The organism is Fusobacterium varium, assembly GCA_021531615.1.
Taxonomy (GTDB): domain Bacteria; phylum Fusobacteriota; class Fusobacteriia; order Fusobacteriales; family Fusobacteriaceae; genus Fusobacterium_A; species Fusobacterium_A varium_C.
This window is the reverse complement of sequence record JADYUE010000045.1, coordinates 1-17999: the sequence shown is the minus strand read 5'-3', so window position 1 is coordinate 17999 and position 17999 is coordinate 1. Positions and strand designations below refer to the sequence as shown.

Sequence of the window (17999 nt, the reverse complement as noted above, 5' to 3'; positions counted from 1 at the left end):
TAAGCAAATTCTCCTAATTTTTAGCTGATTTTTAATTTTTTGTAAACTACATAGCTGAGTAGTTACATCTCATTTTTTAAAACCAACTCATACTCTACAACACTCTTTCCATAACTATTTATTATCTCTTTAGGATTGATAACTTTTTCTACTTGTCCTAAATAATAAAAATTCTCTCCAAGTTTTTTCTTTATAAAAACTTCAAGAATATAATAGTTTTCTGCTATTTTTCCTTCTGCTGTTAATTTCCCATTTTTTAGCAAATATCTTTGAGCTTTTGAAAACCAAGTTACTCTTTTATTATCATAAAATGTGTTATCATAATCAGCAGAAATTCCAGTATCATCTAAAGTTATAAAAAGAATTACCTTTCTCTCTTTCTCAAAAACTGTATAACCACTTACTTGATATCCATTATTAAAATCTAAATTTAGATACCAAAATGCCTCTTGTTTACTGTATCCTTTATATTTTAAAATACTTTCCTTTGTCTCTTGCTTGTAATTTTTTTCTACATATGCAAGATTATATTTTATCAAATCATCTACTAAGCTTTTAAAATAGCTGTTCTCTCTATAACTTTTTTCAAAGTCCTCACAACATATATAATAATCTTCATATTTTTCTATTAAAGGATAAAATTCCTTAGCAGTTGATAAACTTATAAAAATCTCTTTTGCTAAATGCTTTAATCCATTTTCTATATTTTCTCTTTGTTCAATTAAATTGTATCTATCTTTTAATTCCTTTTCAATTTCTTCTATCTCTATTTTTTTATTTTTAAGTATTAAAGAAAGAATTACCATTTCGTGTACCCTTTTAGCAGGAGTTAAAAAACTTGAGATATATCTAAGATAATTATTTTCAGTGAAACTTATCTTTCCAAAATCAATTTTAGGTCTCATTATTCTTAATATCTCATCATATGTTTTTTTATATTTTAAAATTACACTTGGATCTATCATATTTCTTTGGAAAAAATCGTATAGCATAGGTATTCTTCCTAGTTGCTTTTCTAACAAATTAAAATCTCTCTCAATGTTTTTCTTAGTTGAGAAATTGTTTTTATTAATATTTTCAAAAATTCTCTCTTTTACTATCTCTTCAAAGATTATTGAGCTCTGCCCTGGAATCATATCTGTTCCATTCATTATAAATCTCTTCATATACTCTTTATCATAGCTATTATCTTGAGAAACTGCCACTGGAATTAAAAAGTTTTTCTCATAGTTACCTATAAAATCTAAAATAACTACATACTCTTTTCCCTCATATTTTCTCAAACCTCTTCCTAACTGCTGAATATACACTATTGATGATTCAGTAGGACGAAGTAATATAACTTGATTTATACAAGGAATATCCACTCCCTCATTAAAAATATCCACAGTGATTATATACTCTATTTTTCCCTCTTCTAAATCTAAAATAGTTTTTTCTCTCTTACTATCACTATCCTCTCCAGTTAAAACTTCACATCTTATTCCTCTGCTCTTCATCTTCTCTGTTAGCTCAATAGCCTCTTCAACTCTTGAAACAAAAATTAAACCATGAAGCTTATCTCCACTATAACCATAAAATTTACTTTTTTCGATAATATGATTTACTCTCTCATCAGCAGTTAATTTTTTTACAGCTGTTTTCTCTGTTATTAACTCCCCATCTACCTCTATATCTGAAATTCCAAAATAATGAAATGGGCATAATAACTCCTCTCTTAAAGCATCATGTAATCTTATCTCATAAGCTATATTATGATGAAAAAGTTCATATATATCAAAGTTATCCCCTCTCTCTGGAGTAGCAGTCATTCCCAACATAAATTTAGGAGTAAAATAATTTATTAAACTTTGGTAACTCTTTGCTCCCCCATGATGAACTTCATCGATTACAATATAATCAAAATAATCTTTTGGAAACTTTTCAAGATGCTCTTTTTTACTCATAGTTTGAATCATAGCAAAAATATAATCCTCTTCTCCTATGCTTCCATCATATATGCCCATTTTTTTATCTTTTATAATAGTTTCAAATGTTTCTTTAGCCTTTGATAATATTGTTTTTCTATGAGCTATAAAAAGTACTTTTTCTGCCTTTGCATTTTTCACATCAAAACCACTTAAATAAGTTTTACCAGTTCCAGTTGCACTTATTAACAACCCTCTCTTTGCATAATTTCTCAAAGATTCTAAGTTTTTAAGAGCTTGTTCCTGCATAATATTAGGTTTTACCTCTTTTTCAATTAAGCTCTTTTCTTCTCTCCTTATCTTTTTATTAAAACTCTTATACATAAGATAATTTTCTTCATACTCTTTTAATCTTTCATCTGTTAACTTTGAAATACTATTAAAAATATTATAAAAATTCTCTAAAATATTTTTAGCTATCTTTCCATCTTTTAAAGAACTAATCTTTAAATTCCACTCAAAATTTACTGTAAGAGCTGTTTGGGTAAGATTACTACTTCCAATTATCATAGTCCAAATATCTTTTTTTCTAAAAAAGTAACCTTTAGCATGAAATTTTTCCTCTGATACCAATCTTACATCTATATTTTCTAACTCCATAAGCTTTTTCAAAGCCTTAGGTTGAGTAAAAGTAAGATAATCTCCAGTTAGAATTTGCCCCTTAACTCCTCTTTCATTTAAACTTCTCAACTGCTCCAAAATCATAGTAACTCCACTTTCTGTAATAAAAGCAACTGAGATTATAAATTCATCACACTCTTCTAACTCCCTTCTCAGAGTACTTATTATTTTTTCATTTTTATTTGAAAGTAATTTATGTTGATAATTCAGATTTGACTCTATATTTTCATTTAATAAACTTGTTCTAAAACTATTTAATAGATAATTTTCCATTTTTTCTCCTAACTCTAAATTTTCAGTAACTTTATTATATATAATTTTTGTATATTTTACCAATTTAATGCTATAATAAAAAGAAAATTTTAGGAGTAATAATGAAAAAACAAGATATTATCATCACAACTATATTTATTTTAGCAATTATTTTTTCTAAGGGAGATTTTGCTTTTTCCTTTCTATTTTTAATCTATCTTTCAACTTTTATATACAGATATTTTTCAAAAAAATCTAAAGATAGTTCACTCTTTAAAAATTTAAAAAATCTATGTAAATTAGGATACGCAATACTTCTTGTCGCTTTTATTGGTTTTGAAGCTATTCTTTTAAAAGATATAGCTATAAACAAAGATAATTTTCCTAAAACATCTCATATAATAGTGTTAGGTGGTAAACTAGACGATAATATACCATCTAAAACTTTAGAGCTTAGATTAATAAAAGCTTATGAATACTATCTAAAATTTCCAGATACAATTTTTATTCTATCTGGGGGAAAAGGTGATGATGAAAATCTGCCAGAAGCTCAAGGTATGGCAAATTATCTAATTAAAAAGGGGATTCCTGAAAAGAATCTTATTTTAGAAGATAAAGCTACATCTACCTATGAAAATTTCAAATTTTCTAAAGAGATATTAGACAGTTTAGAGGTCAAAAATATTGGAGTAATCTCTAGCTCTTTCCATTTGTACAGAGCTAAATTTATAGCTAAAAAACTTGATATTCCTGTTGAGGCAATTTATGCTAATTCTCCTTTAATTTTATTTTTTAACTGTAGTTTAAGAGAGTTCTTTGCATATTTTAATGAGATAAGAAAATAAACTATATTCTATTTTTCTCTAAATATATCTACTATTACTTTCTCTGTTTCTATCATTCCTGGAGATGCTATTTTTCCCATATTCATCATTGTTTTCTCTGGAGTAACTCCATTTACTCCATGAACATTGAATATATATGTGTTATTCATAGCCATCTCCACTGCTCTATATGCTGCATCTACTGCAACAATTCCCTTCATAGTACAACCTTGGTTTCCTCCATCACATATCATTCCTGTGATTCCTGAAGCCATATTATTTATTATATTTGTTATCTCTTCTAAAGTTGCTCCTCTTAAATATCCTAGCCCACAAGCTACTCCTGTTCCTCCAGCTATTCCGCAACCACAAAACGCTGATAATCTCCCCGAATACTCTTTAATATATGTGCAGATAAGATAACTTAATATAGTAGCTCTTATTAATTTTTCATCACTTAAATTTTTAACTTTATATTCAGCAAATAGAGGAAGTGTTGTAATAATTCCATGAGCTCCTGAACCAGTAATACTCATAGCTGGTTTATTAAGTCCCAAAACTCTTGCCTCAATAGCTCCGTTACATAAAAGTTGAGCCGTATTTAAAGAGTTATCTGAATATATCCTATCTCCATTCATTTTTAAAAGTTGCTTTACAAAGGTAGTTCTTTCACTGTTTAAGCCCTCTTGAAATAACTCCATATTCATCTTATGAGCTAACATTACAAAATCTATCTCAGAGATATCAACACTATTAATATAATCTAAGATCTCTTTTACACTATATTTGTGTAATTCTACCTCTTGAGAATCTTCTTTCTTACTTTCAACTTCTTTTTCAAAAATAGTTTTTCCATTTAATACTATTTTTACTATATTTGTATGTGTTCCCTCTATTCTTATAAGGCAATTTTCTTTTTCTGTTCTAACTTCAGATTCAATTATAATATCTGATGTTATTTTACTTAATTCTACCTTTACTTTTCCATCGTCAATTAATCTTTGAGCTTTTATATTATCCTCTTCTGTTACATCTTCGAGAGATTCTAATCCTTTCTCTGCTTTTCCTGCTACAACACCTAATGCAGCTGCAAAAACATTTCCTACTTCATTAGAATTTGGAATCCCACAAGTAAAAGCATTTTTATATATTCCTGAATTTAATCTCACTTCTACATTTTTTATATCTCCAGTTATATAACTTTTTGCCTTTGCTACTGAAAAAGCTATTGCTCCTGGCTCTGTTACTCCCAATGCTGGTTTCATATCCTCTTTTATTATCTTAGTTAAAATATTCATAATCTCCCTCCATTTTTATATTTTGTCCATAGAACTTTTTAATTTTCTCAACAACTTTTCCCCTTCAGATGAAATTTTATTTCCCTTACGCCCTTTAAAAACATCTATTAATTTTAACTCTTCAAGTTTTTTCAATATCCCTCTTACTTCTTGTTCTGTTAAAAATACACCTTCTTTTTTAGAAAGATCTACAAGACTTTGTCTACCACTGCTTTTTCCTTTCTTGCAACATTCAGCTATTTTTTCTAAAATAAACAAACTATCTTTATACCCTTTTCCTAAAATTTTTTCATAATAGTTTTCTTTATCTTCTCTTTTTTTTAGTTCAATTTCTTCTGCCATATTTTCATAATACTCTTTAATAGCAAAAGGCATATCTTCAAATTCAATTATCTTATCCCCAGTAAAACTAAAGAATTCTATATAATTTTTTAACTCCCTTATATTCCCTTCCCAATTATACAACTCTAATGCTTTTTTAGCTTTAGCTGAAAATCTAAACTCTCCCCCACTATTTCTCATAAATTTTTCTATTAAAAGATATAGATCATCTTTTCTCTCTCTCAATGGAGGAACTATCAAAGGAAAAGCACACATTCTATAATACAAATCCTTTCTAAATTTTCCCTCTTTTACTAATTTTCTTAACTCTTCATTTGTAGTTGTGATTATTCTTACATCAACATTGATTACCTTATCTCCACCTATTCTCATTATCTCTTTTTCCTGTATTACACGAAGTAATTTTACTTGAAGAGCTGGACTCATTCCCTCTAACTCATCTAAAAATAGTGTTCCTTTATGAGCAAATTCAAAAAATCCTATCTTTCCACCTTTTTTAGCTCCTGTAAAAGCTCCCTCTTCATATCCAAAAAGTTCACTTTCTAATAAAGTTTCTGGAATAGCTGCACAGTTTACTGCTATAAATGGAAACTCTCTTCTATTGGAATAATTATGAATAGCATGAGCAAAAAGTTCTTTTCCTGTTCCACTTTCACCAGTGATTAAAATATCTGCATCTATTTTAGCCATTTTTTTAGCCAAACCCTTTAATTTTAGCATAGGTTGACTCTCTCCAACTATATCATCAAAAGTATATTTTGCCTTATGCCCCTTATTTAGCAACTGTCTTCTTAACTCATTCTGTTTCTTCTCTTCCTCTTCAAACTTTTGAAATATAGCAAAAGCCCCCATATAATATTCAGCTTTTATTATTGGAATAATTGAGATATTAATATATTCATCTCCTATTTTTATAAGCTTAGCTTTTATCTCCTCTCTGCTCTCTTTTGCCTCTTTAAAAGGTATATATGGCAATAGTTCCTCTGCATTATTTCCTAATAGAGTTCCACTTCTCTTATTTAAAATTTTCTCTGCCCTCTCATTACAAGAACATAGGAAGTTATCCTTATCAACACCTAATATAGCTATCTTTGTTGTTTTCATTAAAAGGGAAAATTGGCTCTCTGCTTGTGTTGCTTTTTCCAATATTTTACTTAAACTATAATCATTTGTTGCCACTGTATCTAAATACTCTCTAATCTTTTTATAATACAAGATATGTTCAAATTCTAATTTTAAAGCTATCTCTATAATTGTATTAGCATCTATTATCCTATGTCCTATATCTATTATCTCTCTATTATCAATATTTTTAGGGAGAAGTTTAGTTTCTGACGGAGTAATAATTATATTTTCATCTGGAAACTTTTCCATTTTAGGATAGGCAGGAATAAACTCTATATTATTAACCCCTAAATGATACATCATTGATATTGCCTCTATACACATTTTAAAACTAACATTAAAAAATATTGCCTTTGTTCCCTTAGGAAAGCTTTTTAAATATCCTAGCTTTTCCTTAGTTAAAGTCAAATCTGCTATTACTATATTATCCTTTTTTAAAAAATCGCTATCTAAAAACTCATAGGCACTACTTGAAATTAAATATAGATCAGCTCTATTCAGTTTTTTTATACTTTTATCCTCTATACTGTATATCTCTATTTCTATTAACTCTTCAAAAAGAAACTCCATTTGTTCCTTCATGGAATTTCTTATCTCTTTAGCATTTGTTATTATTGCAACCTTCTTTTTCATAATATCCACCTTTAATTTTTTAATATTATGTTCTTAACTTCTATTATTTTAAGTATATCATATAAAGGCTTATAAAAAATACACCTTCCACCTTAAATTTTTAAGGCTTTAGGTGTATTAAACTCTTAAATCTATTTTATATTTTTTACTGCTTTTTCTATTTTCTCCATTGCCTCTTCTACCATATATCTAGGACAAGCAACATTCATTCTTGCAAAACCTTTTCCATTTTCTCCAAAAGTTCCTCCATCATTCATAGCAACCTTTGCTTCATTTATTAAAAACTCTTGAATCTTATCTTGAGGAATACCAATATCATTAAAGTCTAACCACATTAAATATGTTCCCTCTGGTTTTACTGTTTTTATCTCTGGTATTCTCTCTTTTATAAAATCAACTACATATTGCATATTTCCATCTAAATGTGTAATTAATTCCTCTAACCAATTTTCACACTTATTATATGCAGCTTCAAAAGCAACTAAACTAAATGGATTATTTCTCTTAACATCCATTTTTCCTAAAATATCATCAAAGGCTTTTCTCTCTTCTAATCTTGGGAAAGTAGCAAAAGATGCTTGAAGTCCTGCTAAGTTAAATAATTTTGTTGGGGAAAATAGAGTTATAGTTATATCCTCTATCTCTTTACTTATAGATCCCATTGGAATGTGTTTATGCCCTGGCATTATTAAATCTCTCCAAATTTCATCTGCTAAAATTCTTACATTATATTTTTTACATAGATTTCCCATCTTTTCAAGCTCATCTTTTTTCCAAACTCTACCTACTGGGTTATGAGGGTTACATAAAATAAATAGTGTCACGCTCTCTTGTGATAACTTATTTTCAAAATCTTCAAAATCAATAGTATAATATCCATTTTCATCTTTTACTAGATGATTTTCTATTAGTTGTCTTCCATTATCCTTTACTGATGCTGCAAATGGTGGATATACAGGTGATTGAATAAGAATTTTATCTGTAGTTTTAGTCAACATATTTACAAGGATAGACATACTAGGAACAACACCTGGACTATGTATTAATGTATTCGGTAAGATCTCATATCCAAATCTTTTTGCTACCCAATTAGCTGCACTTTCATAGTATGAATCTGGTCTGTATACATATCCAAAAATTTCTTGTTTAACTTTTTCAGCCATAGCTTCTACAATTTCTGGAGCTGCTTTTATATCCATATCTGCTACCCACATTGGAGTTAAATCTTCTCTTCCAAATTTCATCTTCATCTCTGCCCATTTAGCAGCATGATTTTCCCTTCTATCTATTTTCTCATTAAAATTGTATCTCATTATACCCCTCCTAGTTCTTTTTACATATTAATATAGCAATTTCAATGCCATTAACTTTTTTTATTTTTGTATTAAATATATATATTTCTTCCCCTTTTAATCCTTTCTTTTTTATTAATAGGTTGAATAGGTTATCCTATTTACCTATTAATAAAAAAACTACACTCTCCACCTAATTTTAAGGTTTCAAGTGTAGTATATTATCTATTAAAATACAGGTACAAAACCACCTTTAAAAGTTTTTAAAACATAGTCTCTTACTTTTTCTGTTTGGAAAGCTTCAACTAATGCTTTTATATCCTCTCTATTTTCATCTCCTGCTCTTACAGCAAATATATTGATATATGGAGAATCTTTATCTTCAAGAACTATACTATCTTCTGTTGGAAAAAATCCTGCATTTACTGCATATCCACCATTGATAACTGCTGCATCTACATCTGGTAAAATTCTTGGTAATTGTGCTGCTTCTAACTCTTTAAATTTAAAGTTTTTAGGATTTTTTACTATATCAAATGTTGTAGCACGTAGATCTGTTGGATCTTTTAGTTCTATTAATCCAGCTTTATGGAATAGTAATAAAGCTCTTCCACTATTAGTTGGATCATTAGGTATAGCAATTACAGCTTTTTCTGGTAACTCTTCTAAACTTTTATATTTTTTTGAGTAAAGCCCTAAAGGACAAATATAAGTTGCCCCTGCAGAAACTAGATTAAGCCCTTTATCTTTGTTAAATTGCTCTAAGTATGGAAGGTGTTGAAATGAGTTTACATCTATATCACCATCTGCCAATGCAAGATTTGGAGTTACATAGTCATTCATCTCCACTATTTCTAACTCTATCCCCTTTGCCTTTAAGTCATCTTTAATTAAGTTCATTATTTCAGCTCCAGGATATGATGTTGTCCCTATTTTTAATGTTTTTCCAAAGCATATTGTTGATAAAAGTATAAATAATAATAGTATTTTTTTCATAACTAACAACTCCTTTTTATGTATATCTCAAAATGTATCTGTCTTAGAATGCTGGAACTACTCCACCTTTGTAGTTTGCTCCAATATAGTCACTTACTTTTTTACTTTGAAGTGCTTTTAAAAGTTTTTGAATATCTTCTTTGCTTTCATCACCTGATTTTACAGCTATAATATTAGCATATGGAGATTCTGCTCCTTCTAATAATAATGAATCTTCAACTGGTGAAAATCCAGCTTCTAAAGCATAGTTTCCATTGATAACTGCTGCTTCTACATCTGGTAAAACTCTTGGTAATTGTGCTGCTTCAATAGGTTTAAATTTTAATTTTTTAGGATTTTCTACAATATCAAATTCTGTTACATATAGATTTGTTGGGTCATTTAATTTAATAATTCCATTGTTGTGAAGTAAAATTAAAGCTCTTCCTCCATTTGATGGGTCACTTGGAATAGCAATAGTTGCTTTGTTTGGTAGATCTTTAATATCTTTTATTTTTTGTGAAAATACTCCTAGTGGCTCTACATGAATTTTTCCTGCTGATACTAAGTTTAATCCTCTTTCATTTGAGAACTTTTCAAGATATGGAAAGTGTTGGAAAAAGTTTGCATCTAGCTCTCCCTCTGCTAATGCTAAGTTAGGAGTTACATAATCAGTAAATTCAACTACTTTTAAATCTACTCCCTCTGTTTTAAGATCTTCTTTTACTAAATTAAGAAGTTCTGCATGAGGTACTGGAGTTGCTCCAACTTTCAATTCCCCTGCTAATGCTGTTGCTCCTACTAAGATAAATGCTGCTGCTAATAAAGTTTTAAAAGATTTTTTCATAATTATCCTCTCCCTATAAATTTTTTATATTGTAAAACTTAATTATCTTTTCTTTTTAATTCTATCTACTAAATAGTTTCCTAATGATTGTAATACTTGAACTAATAATATTATCACTATTACTGAATAGATCATTATATCAGTTTTAAATCTTTGATATCCAAATCTAATTGCTAAATCTCCAAGTCCTCCAGCTCCTATTGTTCCTGCCATTGCTGAGAAACCTATAAGACTGATTACTGTAACTGTTATCCCATGAATAATATGAGGCATTGTTTCTGGAATCATAACCTTCCAAATTATTGTACTATTACTTGCTCCCATACTTGAACTTGCTTCTATTAGTCCCTTGTCAACTTCATTTAAAGCTCCCTCTATCATTCTAGCTACAAATGGTGCTGCTGATATTGAAAGAGGAACTATTGCTGCTGTACTTCCTATTGTTGTTCCTACTATTATTCTTGAAAGTGGGAACAGACAAATCATCAATATGATAAAAGGAAATGATCTTAAAGTATTTATTACTATTTCCAAAACCTTGTTTAATTTGGGTCTCTCCATAATATTTCCCTCTTTTGTTACTACTAATAGAACTCCTATTGGAAATCCTATTAACAATGAAAAGATTGTTGAGAAAAATACCATATATAAAGTTTCAAGTGTTGAATCTAATATCATACTAAATACCATTATAAATCACCTCTACTATTACTCCTGACTCATTAAACCACTCTATTGCCTCTTTTTGTTGTCCCATCTCTCCAGAAAGTTCTATGAAAAGATGTCCTACTTTCATAGTTGAAAGATGATCTATTGATCCTCCTAAAATACTTAAATCTATATTGAAATTTCTTACAGCTTGTGAAATTATAGGATCTTCTGCTATTGTTCCAAGGAATTTTAATTTAATAATCATCTTTCCTTTTGTTTTCATTATCTCTACTCCCTTTTCCTCTGTACTAGGTAAGTAAGAGATTAACTCTTTTGTAACTTCACTTTGAGGAGCTGAGAATATGTGGTGTACCCCTCCAGTTTCAACAATTCTTCCATCTGCCATTACTGCAACTCTATTACAAATATCTCTAATAACCTCCATCTGATGTGTTATCATTACGACAGTAAGTCCAAATTTTTGTTGAATATTTTTTAACAGATCCAATATTGAATTTGTTGTTTTAGGATCTAGAGCTGAAGTTGCCTCATCTGATAGCAGTATATCTGGATTATTTGCTAATGCTCTTGCTATTGCAACTCTCTGCTTTTGTCCTCCACTTAATTGACTAGGATAAGAATCTATTTTACTAGAAAGTTCAACTACTTCTAAAAGTTCCTTTACTCTATCTTTTATCTTTGATTTTTCCCAACCTGCTATCTCTAAAGCAAAGGCTACATTCTCTCCAACTGTTCTTGATGCCAATAAGTTAAAGTGTTGAAATATCATTCCTATTTTTTTTCTCTTTTCTAAAAGCTCATTTTTTGATAGTGATGTTATATCTACACCATCAATTATTATCTTTCCACTTGTTGGCTCTTCCAATCTATTCAATAATCTTATTAGTGATGATTTTCCAGCTCCACTTAAACCAATTACTCCAAATATATCCCCTTTTTTTATTTCTAGACTTACATCTTTTACTGCATGAAACCCATTAGGATATATTTTATTAACTTTTTCTATCTTAATCATTTTCTATCCCCCTAAAAAATTTATAAAAAAAACTCTCTATCACCATCAAGTAATAGAGAGAATATACACTAAGTCCTTAGTCTATCCATCTGTCTGGAATTAGCACCACACCCTAAATAGGCAGGTTGCTGAAACATCACAGGGCCAGTCCCTCAGTCTCTCTTGATGGTTAATTGATTTGTTAGGTGTATATTATAACTTTTTTTCTCATCTGTCAACAATTTTTTAAAAAAATATAGACCGAAAAAAATATTTCATATAAAATAATATATATATTTTTAAATTTGGAGATAAATATGAGTTATAAAAATTTTAATATTAATAAAAAAGATATTATTGCAATTACTGGAGCTGGTGGAAAAACCTCTCTTATATTTTTTCTTGCTAAAAAATTAGCTCAATTTGGAAAAGTCCTAATTACAACTACTACTAAAATGTATAAACCCTCTTCTGAAAATTATGAAACTCTTAAAATAGGAGATAAAATTTATTTGGGAAAGGAAAAAAATATTTCTATTATTGCTAAATCAGAGATAGATAAAAAGATAACCTCTCTCTCTTATGAGGAGATTGAAAAATTAAAAGACAGATTTGATTATATTCTTATTGAAGCTGATGGAGCTAAAGAAAAGTCACTTAAATTTTGGAATGATACTGAACCTTGTATCCCTAACTTTGTTACTAAAGTTATCGGAGTAATTAACTGTGAAATTTTCAATCAATATTTTAGTGAAAGCAATGTACATAGATTTAATCTTGTACCAGAAACTTTATTAGATTTTATTAATAAAAAAATTGATGTTGATTTTCTAAGTAGGTATATTTTATCAGCTGATTATTTTAAAGATACTCCCTCTTATGCTGAAAAATTTATTTTTTTTAATGGAATAGATGGGGAAAATCAATTAGACAAGTTAGATAATTCTCTTAAAACAATCAGTAAAATTTTAAAAGAGAAAGATTTTCCTAATATTATTTTAGGAAGTATAAAAAATAGTGAGTTTTATCCCTACCAAAAAGTTGATGCTGTGATTATGGCATCAGGTTTTTCAAAAAGAATGGGATTTAATAAATTAAAATTAGAGTATAACAATATTTCTCTTTTAGAAAATTGTTTAAAAAAACTCTCAGCTATACCCTTTAATGAAGTTTTAGTTTGTGGAAGAGAGGAGTGGATAAAAAGTTTAAGTAAAAAATATAATTTTAAATATTTAGATAATTTAACTGCTCATTTAGGACAAAGTGAAAGTATAAAATTAGGAATAAAAAATAGTAATGGTAAAGGCATTACTTTTTTTACTGCTGATCAACCACTACTTAGTGAAAAAACTATTTTAATTTTATACTATAATTTTTTAAAAACTAATCTTATTACTATTCCTATTGTCAATAATAATAGATTTTCTCCTGTTTTCTTTCCAGAAAATAAAAAATCTGAGCTTTTAGAATTAAAGGGAGATACTGGTGGGAAGATTGTAATAAAAAGTACTCCTTTTATCAATTTAATCTCTTTCTCCTCTGAAAAAGAGTTCTTTGATATTGATACTGAAGAAGATTATTATAACATAAAGAGCTAGTTTAATTTCACTAGCTCTTTTAACTAAAAACTATTTAACTTTTCTATCTACATAGTGAGTATGGAAAAGTTTATGTGCCTTATCTCCATAAGGTTCTCCTAACTCTTTTTCATAAAGCTCTACTATATATGGATTTTTATGAGAAGCTCTAATCTCTTTATGATAATCTAAATTTTGAATTGCTTCAGCTCTAGTTTTTATAATATCAAAGTTTCCATGGTGATAAGGTTGTCCTCCTCCACCAATACAACCACCTTTACATGCCATTACCTCTATTGCATGAAATTCCTCTTCTCCTGCTAATATCTTTTCAACTACCTTTCTAGCTGCTCCCAATCCGTGCACAACTGCTAATCTTAAATTCTTATCTCCTATCTTAACTTCAGCAGTTCTTACCTCTTCAAATCCTCTCAATGGAATAAAATCTAAATTGTCTAATTTTTCATTAGCTACCCACTCATATAATGTTCTAGCTGCAGCTTCCATAACTCCACCTGTTCTTCCAAAAATGTCAGCTGCTCCAGTAGAATCTCCCATTGGTGAATCAAACTCACTATCTGCTAAAGAGTTAAAGTCAATATTATATTGTTTAAAGATTCTTCCTAACTCTCTAGTTGTTAAAGAGTAATCTACATCTGGATTTTCATCAACTGCAAGTTCTTCCCTTGATGCCTCATATTTTTTAGAGATACATGGCATTATAGAAACACAGACTAAATTTTTTCTATCAATTCCCATTTTTTCTGCCCAAACATTTTTAGCTAAAGAACCAAAAATTTGTTGTGGTGATTTTGTAGAAGATATATTTTCTAGTATCTCTGGATAATTTAGCTCTGCAAATCTAACCCAAGATGGACAACATGATGTAAATAATGGCAACTTTTTATTTTCTTCCAATCTATGTTTTAACTCTGTTGCTTCTTCCATTATTGTTATATCTGCTGCAAAGTTTGTATCAAATACTCCATCAAAACCTAATTTTTTAAGAGCAGTAACCAACTTACCAGTACAATCTGTTCCTGGTTTTTGTCCAAATAACTCTCCTATTGCCACTCTAACTGCTGGTGCTACTTGAACTATTACTTTTTTATCAGGATCTATTAAATCTTGAGAAAGTTTAAAGCTATTGTCAGTTTCATATAGAGCCCCTACTGGACAAACTGCCACACATTGCCCACAGAAAGTACAATTAGTATCTATCAGATTTCTATTAAATGCAGTATTTACAATTACATTAAATCCTCTATCTATCCCTGTAAGTATTCCACAAGATTGAATCTCTTCACACATAGTCTCACATCTTCTACACATGATACATTTTGTAATATCACGAGTTATAGATATTGAATATTGCTTGTCATGTTTTGCCTCTTTTCCCTCAAATCTCATCTCTCTAAGCCCAAAAGATATAGCTAGTTTTTGAAGTTCACACTCTCCATTTTTCCCACAGATTAAACAATCTTTTGGGTGATCTGAAAGTAAAAGTTCCACTACTAATCTTCTTTTTTGCATAACTTTCAATGAGTTTGTAATAACCTCCATTCCCTCTGCTACTGGAGTTGTACATGAAGGAAGTAATCTATTCATCCCTTTTACCTCAACTACACAAACTCTACATGAAGCACAATCATTTTTATATCCTATTTCAGGCATCTCCATATAACATAGATGTGGGATATTTATTCCTGCTTTTAAGGCTGCATTTAATATAGTTGTTCCCTCTGGTGCCAATACTACTTTATCATCTATCTTTAATCTAATCATTCTCATCTATAATTCACCCCATTAGAAATTAAAGTTTTTCAACAGCATTAAATTTACAATTTTCAAAACAAGCTCCACATTTTATACAAATTTCACTATTTATTGTATGTTTATGCTTTAAGCTACCTTCAATTGCATTTACTGGACACATTCTTGAACAAGCTGTACATCCTATACAATTATCTGTTATATGGAAAGTTATAAGTTTTTGACAAGCTTTCGCTGTACATTTTTTATTAACAACATGATCTAAATATTCGTTATAGAATTGATTTAATGTTGAAAGTACTGGATTAGCTGATGTTTGTCCAAGTCCACATAATGAAGTTGCCTTTATTCCCTCAGATAATTCTTTTAATAAATTCAAATCTTCAGGTTTTCCTTTTCCATTAGTTATTCTATCTAAAATTTCATATAATCTTGTATTTCCTACTCTACAAGGAGTACATTTTCCACAAGATTCATCTAAAGTAAATTCAAGGAAAAATTTAGCAATAGCAACCATACAATCATCTTCATCCATTACTACCATTCCACCTGATCCCATAATAGATCCTTTTTTACTTAAAGTATCAAAATCTATTGGAGTATCTAAATCCTTTTCACTTAAACAACCTCCTGAAGGTCCTCCAGTTTGAACAGCTTTAAACTTTTTATTATTCTTTATTCCTCCACCTATTTCAAAAATTATCTCTCTCAAAGATATTCCCATAGGTACTTCAACTAATCCAACATTATTAATTTTTCCTGCTAAAGCAAAAACCTTTGTTCCTGGAGATGTTTCTGTTCCTACTTCTCTAAACCAATCTTTTCCATAAAGAAGTATTCTAGGAACATTTACCAATGTTTCCACATTATTTACTACTGTTGGCTGTTTCCAAAAACCTTTTTCTGCTGGGTATGGTGGCTTAGAAGTTGGCTCTCCTCTCCTTCCTTCCATAGAATGAATTAAAGCAGTTTCCTCTCCACATACAAAAGCTCCTGCACCAAACTTTAATTCTATATCAAATTCAAACTCTGTTCCTAAAATATTTTTTCCTAAATATCCAGCTTTTCTTGCTGCTTCTATAGCTACTGTCAATCTATGAATTGCTAATGGGTATTCAGCTCTTATATAAACTAACCCTTTATTAGCTCCAATAGCATATCCTGCTATCATCATTCCTTCAATTACAGAGTGTGGATCTCCCTCTAATATAGATCTATCCATAAAAGCTCCTGGATCTCCCTCATCTGCATTACATACTATATATTTTTGTTCACTTTCATTTTTAGAAGCAATTTCCCATTTTATTCCAGTTGGGAAACCTCCTCCACCTCTTCCTCTAAGTCCAGATTCTTTTATCTCTTTTACTACATCTGCATTGCTCATATTAAAAATAACCTTTTCTATTGCTCTATACCCATCATGCAATAAAAAATCTTGTATATTTTCTGGATCTATTAACCCACAATTTTTTAATGCTCTTCTCTCTTGTTTTTGATAAAACTCCATATCTTTAGAATCATAAATTAACTCCTCTGATTTAGGATCCCTATATAATAATCTATCTATCTTTTCTCCATCAATTATATCTCTTTTTATTATCTCTTCAGCATCTTCAGGTTTTACTTCAATGTAAAAAGTATTCTCTGGAACTATCTTAACTATTGGACCTTTTTCACAAAAACCAAAACATCCAGTTAAGATTACTTCTACATCTTTTATTCCATATTTATCTATATAATTTTCTAAGTTATGTTTAATATCCTCACTTTTAGAAGATAAGCACCCTGTTCCACCACATATTAAAATTTTTTTCTTGCAGTTCATAGCCCCTCCCGAAAATTACATTTATTTCTTTAATTTCTATTTTTCTTCTGAAATTTCTCTTTCTCTATAAATTGCTAATATTTTAGGTACATCACTTGCTTTTACTTTCCCATGAACTTCTTTTCCTACTAATACTACTGGAGCTAGTCCACAAGCTCCTACACATCTTAAGCTATCTAAAGAAAATAAACCATCTTTAGTAACTCCTCCTACACTTATTCCAAGCTCTTTTTCCAATGCTTCTAAGACTTTCCCTGCTCCTCTCACATAACAAGCTGTTCCTGTACACACTGATATTTGATATTTTCCTTTAGGTTCCATTGAAAAGAAATTATAAAAACTTACTACTCCATAAACTTTAGCCACTGGAATATCTAATTCCTCAGCAATTACTTCTTGAATCTCTGCTGGAATATATCCAAATATTTCTTGTGCTTTATGAAGAACTATAATAAGAGCACTTTTCTTATCTTCAAAAGTAGAAATATATTCTTTTAATTTTTTCAATTCATTACTATCTCTACATATCATTTTTGTTCCTCCTATTAACTTTTTGTTTTTTATTTATTCTTTCGCTTCTATATACAATTATAGCACAAAAGAATTTAAATTCAAACGTATTTTTTAAACTTTATTCACAATAACTTAATTAACTAATCTTTAACTTTTTTCTTTTTTATATTAAGCATTTTTATTATTTTTACAAAAACTAAAGAAAGATTACTCTTTAATCTATTTAAAGAATAATCCTTTTGCAAAAAATAAAAAAAGCTTAGCGAATTCCTATCCTCCCAGGAGGCTTCCCTCCAAGTACTTTCAGCGTTTATGGGCTTAACTTCTAGGTTCGGAATGGAACTAGGTGTACCCCCACAGCTATTTTCACTAAGCATTATTAACATTTATAAAAGCTTGGCAAGTTCCTATCCTCCCAGGAGGCTTCCCTCCAAGTACTTTCAGCGTTTACAGGCTTAACTTCTAGGTT

At 29.4% G+C, this 17999-nt stretch carries 13 protein-coding genes, 1 rRNA gene and 1 riboswitch; of the genes, 2 read left to right on the top strand and 12 right to left on the bottom strand.

From position 1 onward, the window contains the following. Window positions 1–62 precede the first annotated feature (62 nt). Window positions 63–2861 carry a DUF3427 domain-containing protein gene (locus I6E31_10870; GenBank protein MCF2640468.1) on the bottom strand — a complete coding sequence of 933 codons (2799 nt, stop codon included), beginning with the start codon at window positions 2859–2861 and terminating at the stop codon, window positions 63–65. Between the two features lie 101 nt (window positions 2862–2962). On the opposite strand from I6E31_10870, the gene I6E31_10865 reads away from it, so the two are divergent. Continuing rightward, entirely contained in the window at window positions 2963–3685 is a 723-nt protein-coding gene (locus tag I6E31_10865; protein MCF2640467.1) for a YdcF family protein, read from the top strand. Window positions 3686–3693: 8 nt separating this feature from the next. Here the strand turns inward: I6E31_10865 and I6E31_10860 are convergent, their stop codons facing one another. The 7 genes from I6E31_10860 to I6E31_10830 form a co-directional block, all read right to left on the bottom strand. Beyond that, window positions 3694–4962 (bottom strand): serine dehydratase subunit alpha family protein, encoded by a 1269-nt coding sequence (locus tag I6E31_10860; GenBank protein ID MCF2640466.1) that lies wholly within the window; start codon window positions 4960–4962, stop codon window positions 3694–3696. Window positions 4963–4977: 15 nt separating this feature from the next. Beyond that, window positions 4978–7062: a sigma 54-interacting transcriptional regulator gene (locus I6E31_10855; GenBank protein MCF2640465.1), complete on the bottom strand. Its 2085-nt coding sequence runs from the start codon at window positions 7060–7062 to the stop codon at window positions 4978–4980. A gap of 131 nt (window positions 7063–7193) precedes the next feature. Beyond that, window positions 7194–8375: a pyridoxal phosphate-dependent aminotransferase gene (locus I6E31_10850; GenBank protein ID MCF2640464.1), complete on the bottom strand. Its 1182-nt coding sequence runs from the start codon at window positions 8373–8375 to the stop codon at window positions 7194–7196. Window positions 8376–8582: 207 nt separating this feature from the next. After that, the gene (locus tag I6E31_10845) at window positions 8583–9350 is read right to left on the bottom strand and encodes a MetQ/NlpA family ABC transporter substrate-binding protein (GenBank protein ID MCF2640463.1); all 768 of its coding nucleotides are present in this window, start codon (window positions 9348–9350) and stop codon (window positions 8583–8585) included. 43 nt (window positions 9351–9393) lie between these two features. Then, window positions 9394–10176 (bottom strand): MetQ/NlpA family ABC transporter substrate-binding protein, encoded by a 783-nt coding sequence (locus I6E31_10840; protein ID MCF2640462.1) that lies wholly within the window; start codon window positions 10174–10176, stop codon window positions 9394–9396. Between the two features lie 42 nt (window positions 10177–10218). Continuing rightward, complete coding sequence (locus I6E31_10835) at window positions 10219–10866, bottom strand: ABC transporter permease (GenBank protein MCF2640461.1); 648 nt, start codon at window positions 10864–10866, stop codon at window positions 10219–10221. Next, complete coding sequence (locus I6E31_10830; protein ID MCF2640460.1) at window positions 10856–11863, bottom strand: methionine ABC transporter ATP-binding protein; 1008 nt, start codon at window positions 11861–11863, stop codon at window positions 10856–10858. The genes I6E31_10835 and I6E31_10830 overlap by 11 nt, the downstream gene beginning before the upstream one ends. 82 nt (window positions 11864–11945) lie before the next feature. Then, window positions 11946–12035, bottom strand: a riboswitch (SAM riboswitch). Window positions 12036–12159: 124 nt separating this feature from the next. On the opposite strand from I6E31_10830, the gene yqeC reads away from it, so the two are divergent. Beyond that, window positions 12160–13440: a putative selenium-dependent hydroxylase accessory protein YqeC gene (gene yqeC, locus I6E31_10825; protein MCF2640459.1), complete on the top strand. Its 1281-nt coding sequence runs from the start codon at window positions 12160–12162 to the stop codon at window positions 13438–13440. Window positions 13441–13470: 30 nt separating this feature from the next. Here the strand turns inward: yqeC and I6E31_10820 are convergent, their stop codons facing one another. From I6E31_10820 to rrf, 4 genes are all read right to left on the bottom strand, one after another. Further along, a complete protein-coding gene (locus I6E31_10820) occupies window positions 13471–15210 on the bottom strand; it encodes a (2Fe-2S)-binding protein (GenBank protein MCF2640458.1) in 1740 nt (579 codons plus the stop codon). Between the two features lie 22 nt (window positions 15211–15232). Continuing rightward, entirely contained in the window at window positions 15233–17017 is a 1785-nt protein-coding gene (locus tag I6E31_10815) for an NADH-quinone oxidoreductase subunit NuoF (protein ID MCF2640457.1), read from the bottom strand. 36 nt (window positions 17018–17053) lie between these two features. After that, window positions 17054–17548, bottom strand: a complete 495-nt coding sequence (locus I6E31_10810) for an NAD(P)H-dependent oxidoreductase subunit E (GenBank protein MCF2640456.1) — start codon at window positions 17546–17548, stop codon at window positions 17054–17056. Between the two features lie 239 nt (window positions 17549–17787). After that, a 5S ribosomal RNA gene (rrf, locus tag I6E31_10805) occupies window positions 17788–17904 on the bottom strand. Window positions 17905–17999: the final 95 nt, after the last annotated feature.

What these genes read in the sequence shown, in the direction of transcription:
- I6E31_10865 (MCF2640467.1), top strand. Translation starts at nt 2,963, where the DNA reads ATGAAAAAACAAGATATTATCATCACAACTATATTTATTTTAGCAATT.
- I6E31_10840 (MCF2640462.1), bottom strand. Translation starts at nt 10,176, where the DNA reads ATGAAAAAATCTTTTAAAACTTTATTAGCAGCAGCATTTATCTTAGTA.
- I6E31_10845 (MCF2640463.1), bottom strand. Translation starts at nt 9,350, where the DNA reads ATGAAAAAAATACTATTATTATTTATACTTTTATCAACAATATGCTTT.
- I6E31_10855 (MCF2640465.1), bottom strand. Translation starts at nt 7,062, where the DNA reads ATGAAAAAGAAGGTTGCAATAATAACAAATGCTAAAGAGATAAGAAAT.
- I6E31_10815 (MCF2640457.1), bottom strand. Translation starts at nt 17,017, where the DNA reads ATGAACTGCAAGAAAAAAATTTTAATATGTGGTGGAACAGGGTGCTTA.
- yqeC (MCF2640459.1), top strand. Translation starts at nt 12,160, where the DNA reads ATGAGTTATAAAAATTTTAATATTAATAAAAAAGATATTATTGCAATT.
- I6E31_10835 (MCF2640461.1), bottom strand. Translation starts at nt 10,866, where the DNA reads ATGGTATTTAGTATGATATTAGATTCAACACTTGAAACTTTATATATG.
- I6E31_10860 (MCF2640466.1), bottom strand. Translation starts at nt 4,962, where the DNA reads ATGAATATTTTAACTAAGATAATAAAAGAGGATATGAAACCAGCATTG.
- I6E31_10830 (MCF2640460.1), bottom strand. Translation starts at nt 11,863, where the DNA reads ATGATTAAGATAGAAAAAGTTAATAAAATATATCCTAATGGGTTTCAT.
- I6E31_10820 (MCF2640458.1), bottom strand. Translation starts at nt 15,210, where the DNA reads ATGAGAATGATTAGATTAAAGATAGATGATAAAGTAGTATTGGCACCA.
- I6E31_10870 (MCF2640468.1), bottom strand. Translation starts at nt 2,861, where the DNA reads ATGGAAAATTATCTATTAAATAGTTTTAGAACAAGTTTATTAAATGAA.
- I6E31_10810 (MCF2640456.1), bottom strand. Translation starts at nt 17,548, where the DNA reads ATGATATGTAGAGATAGTAATGAATTGAAAAAATTAAAAGAATATATT.
- I6E31_10850 (MCF2640464.1), bottom strand. Translation starts at nt 8,375, where the DNA reads ATGAGATACAATTTTAATGAGAAAATAGATAGAAGGGAAAATCATGCT.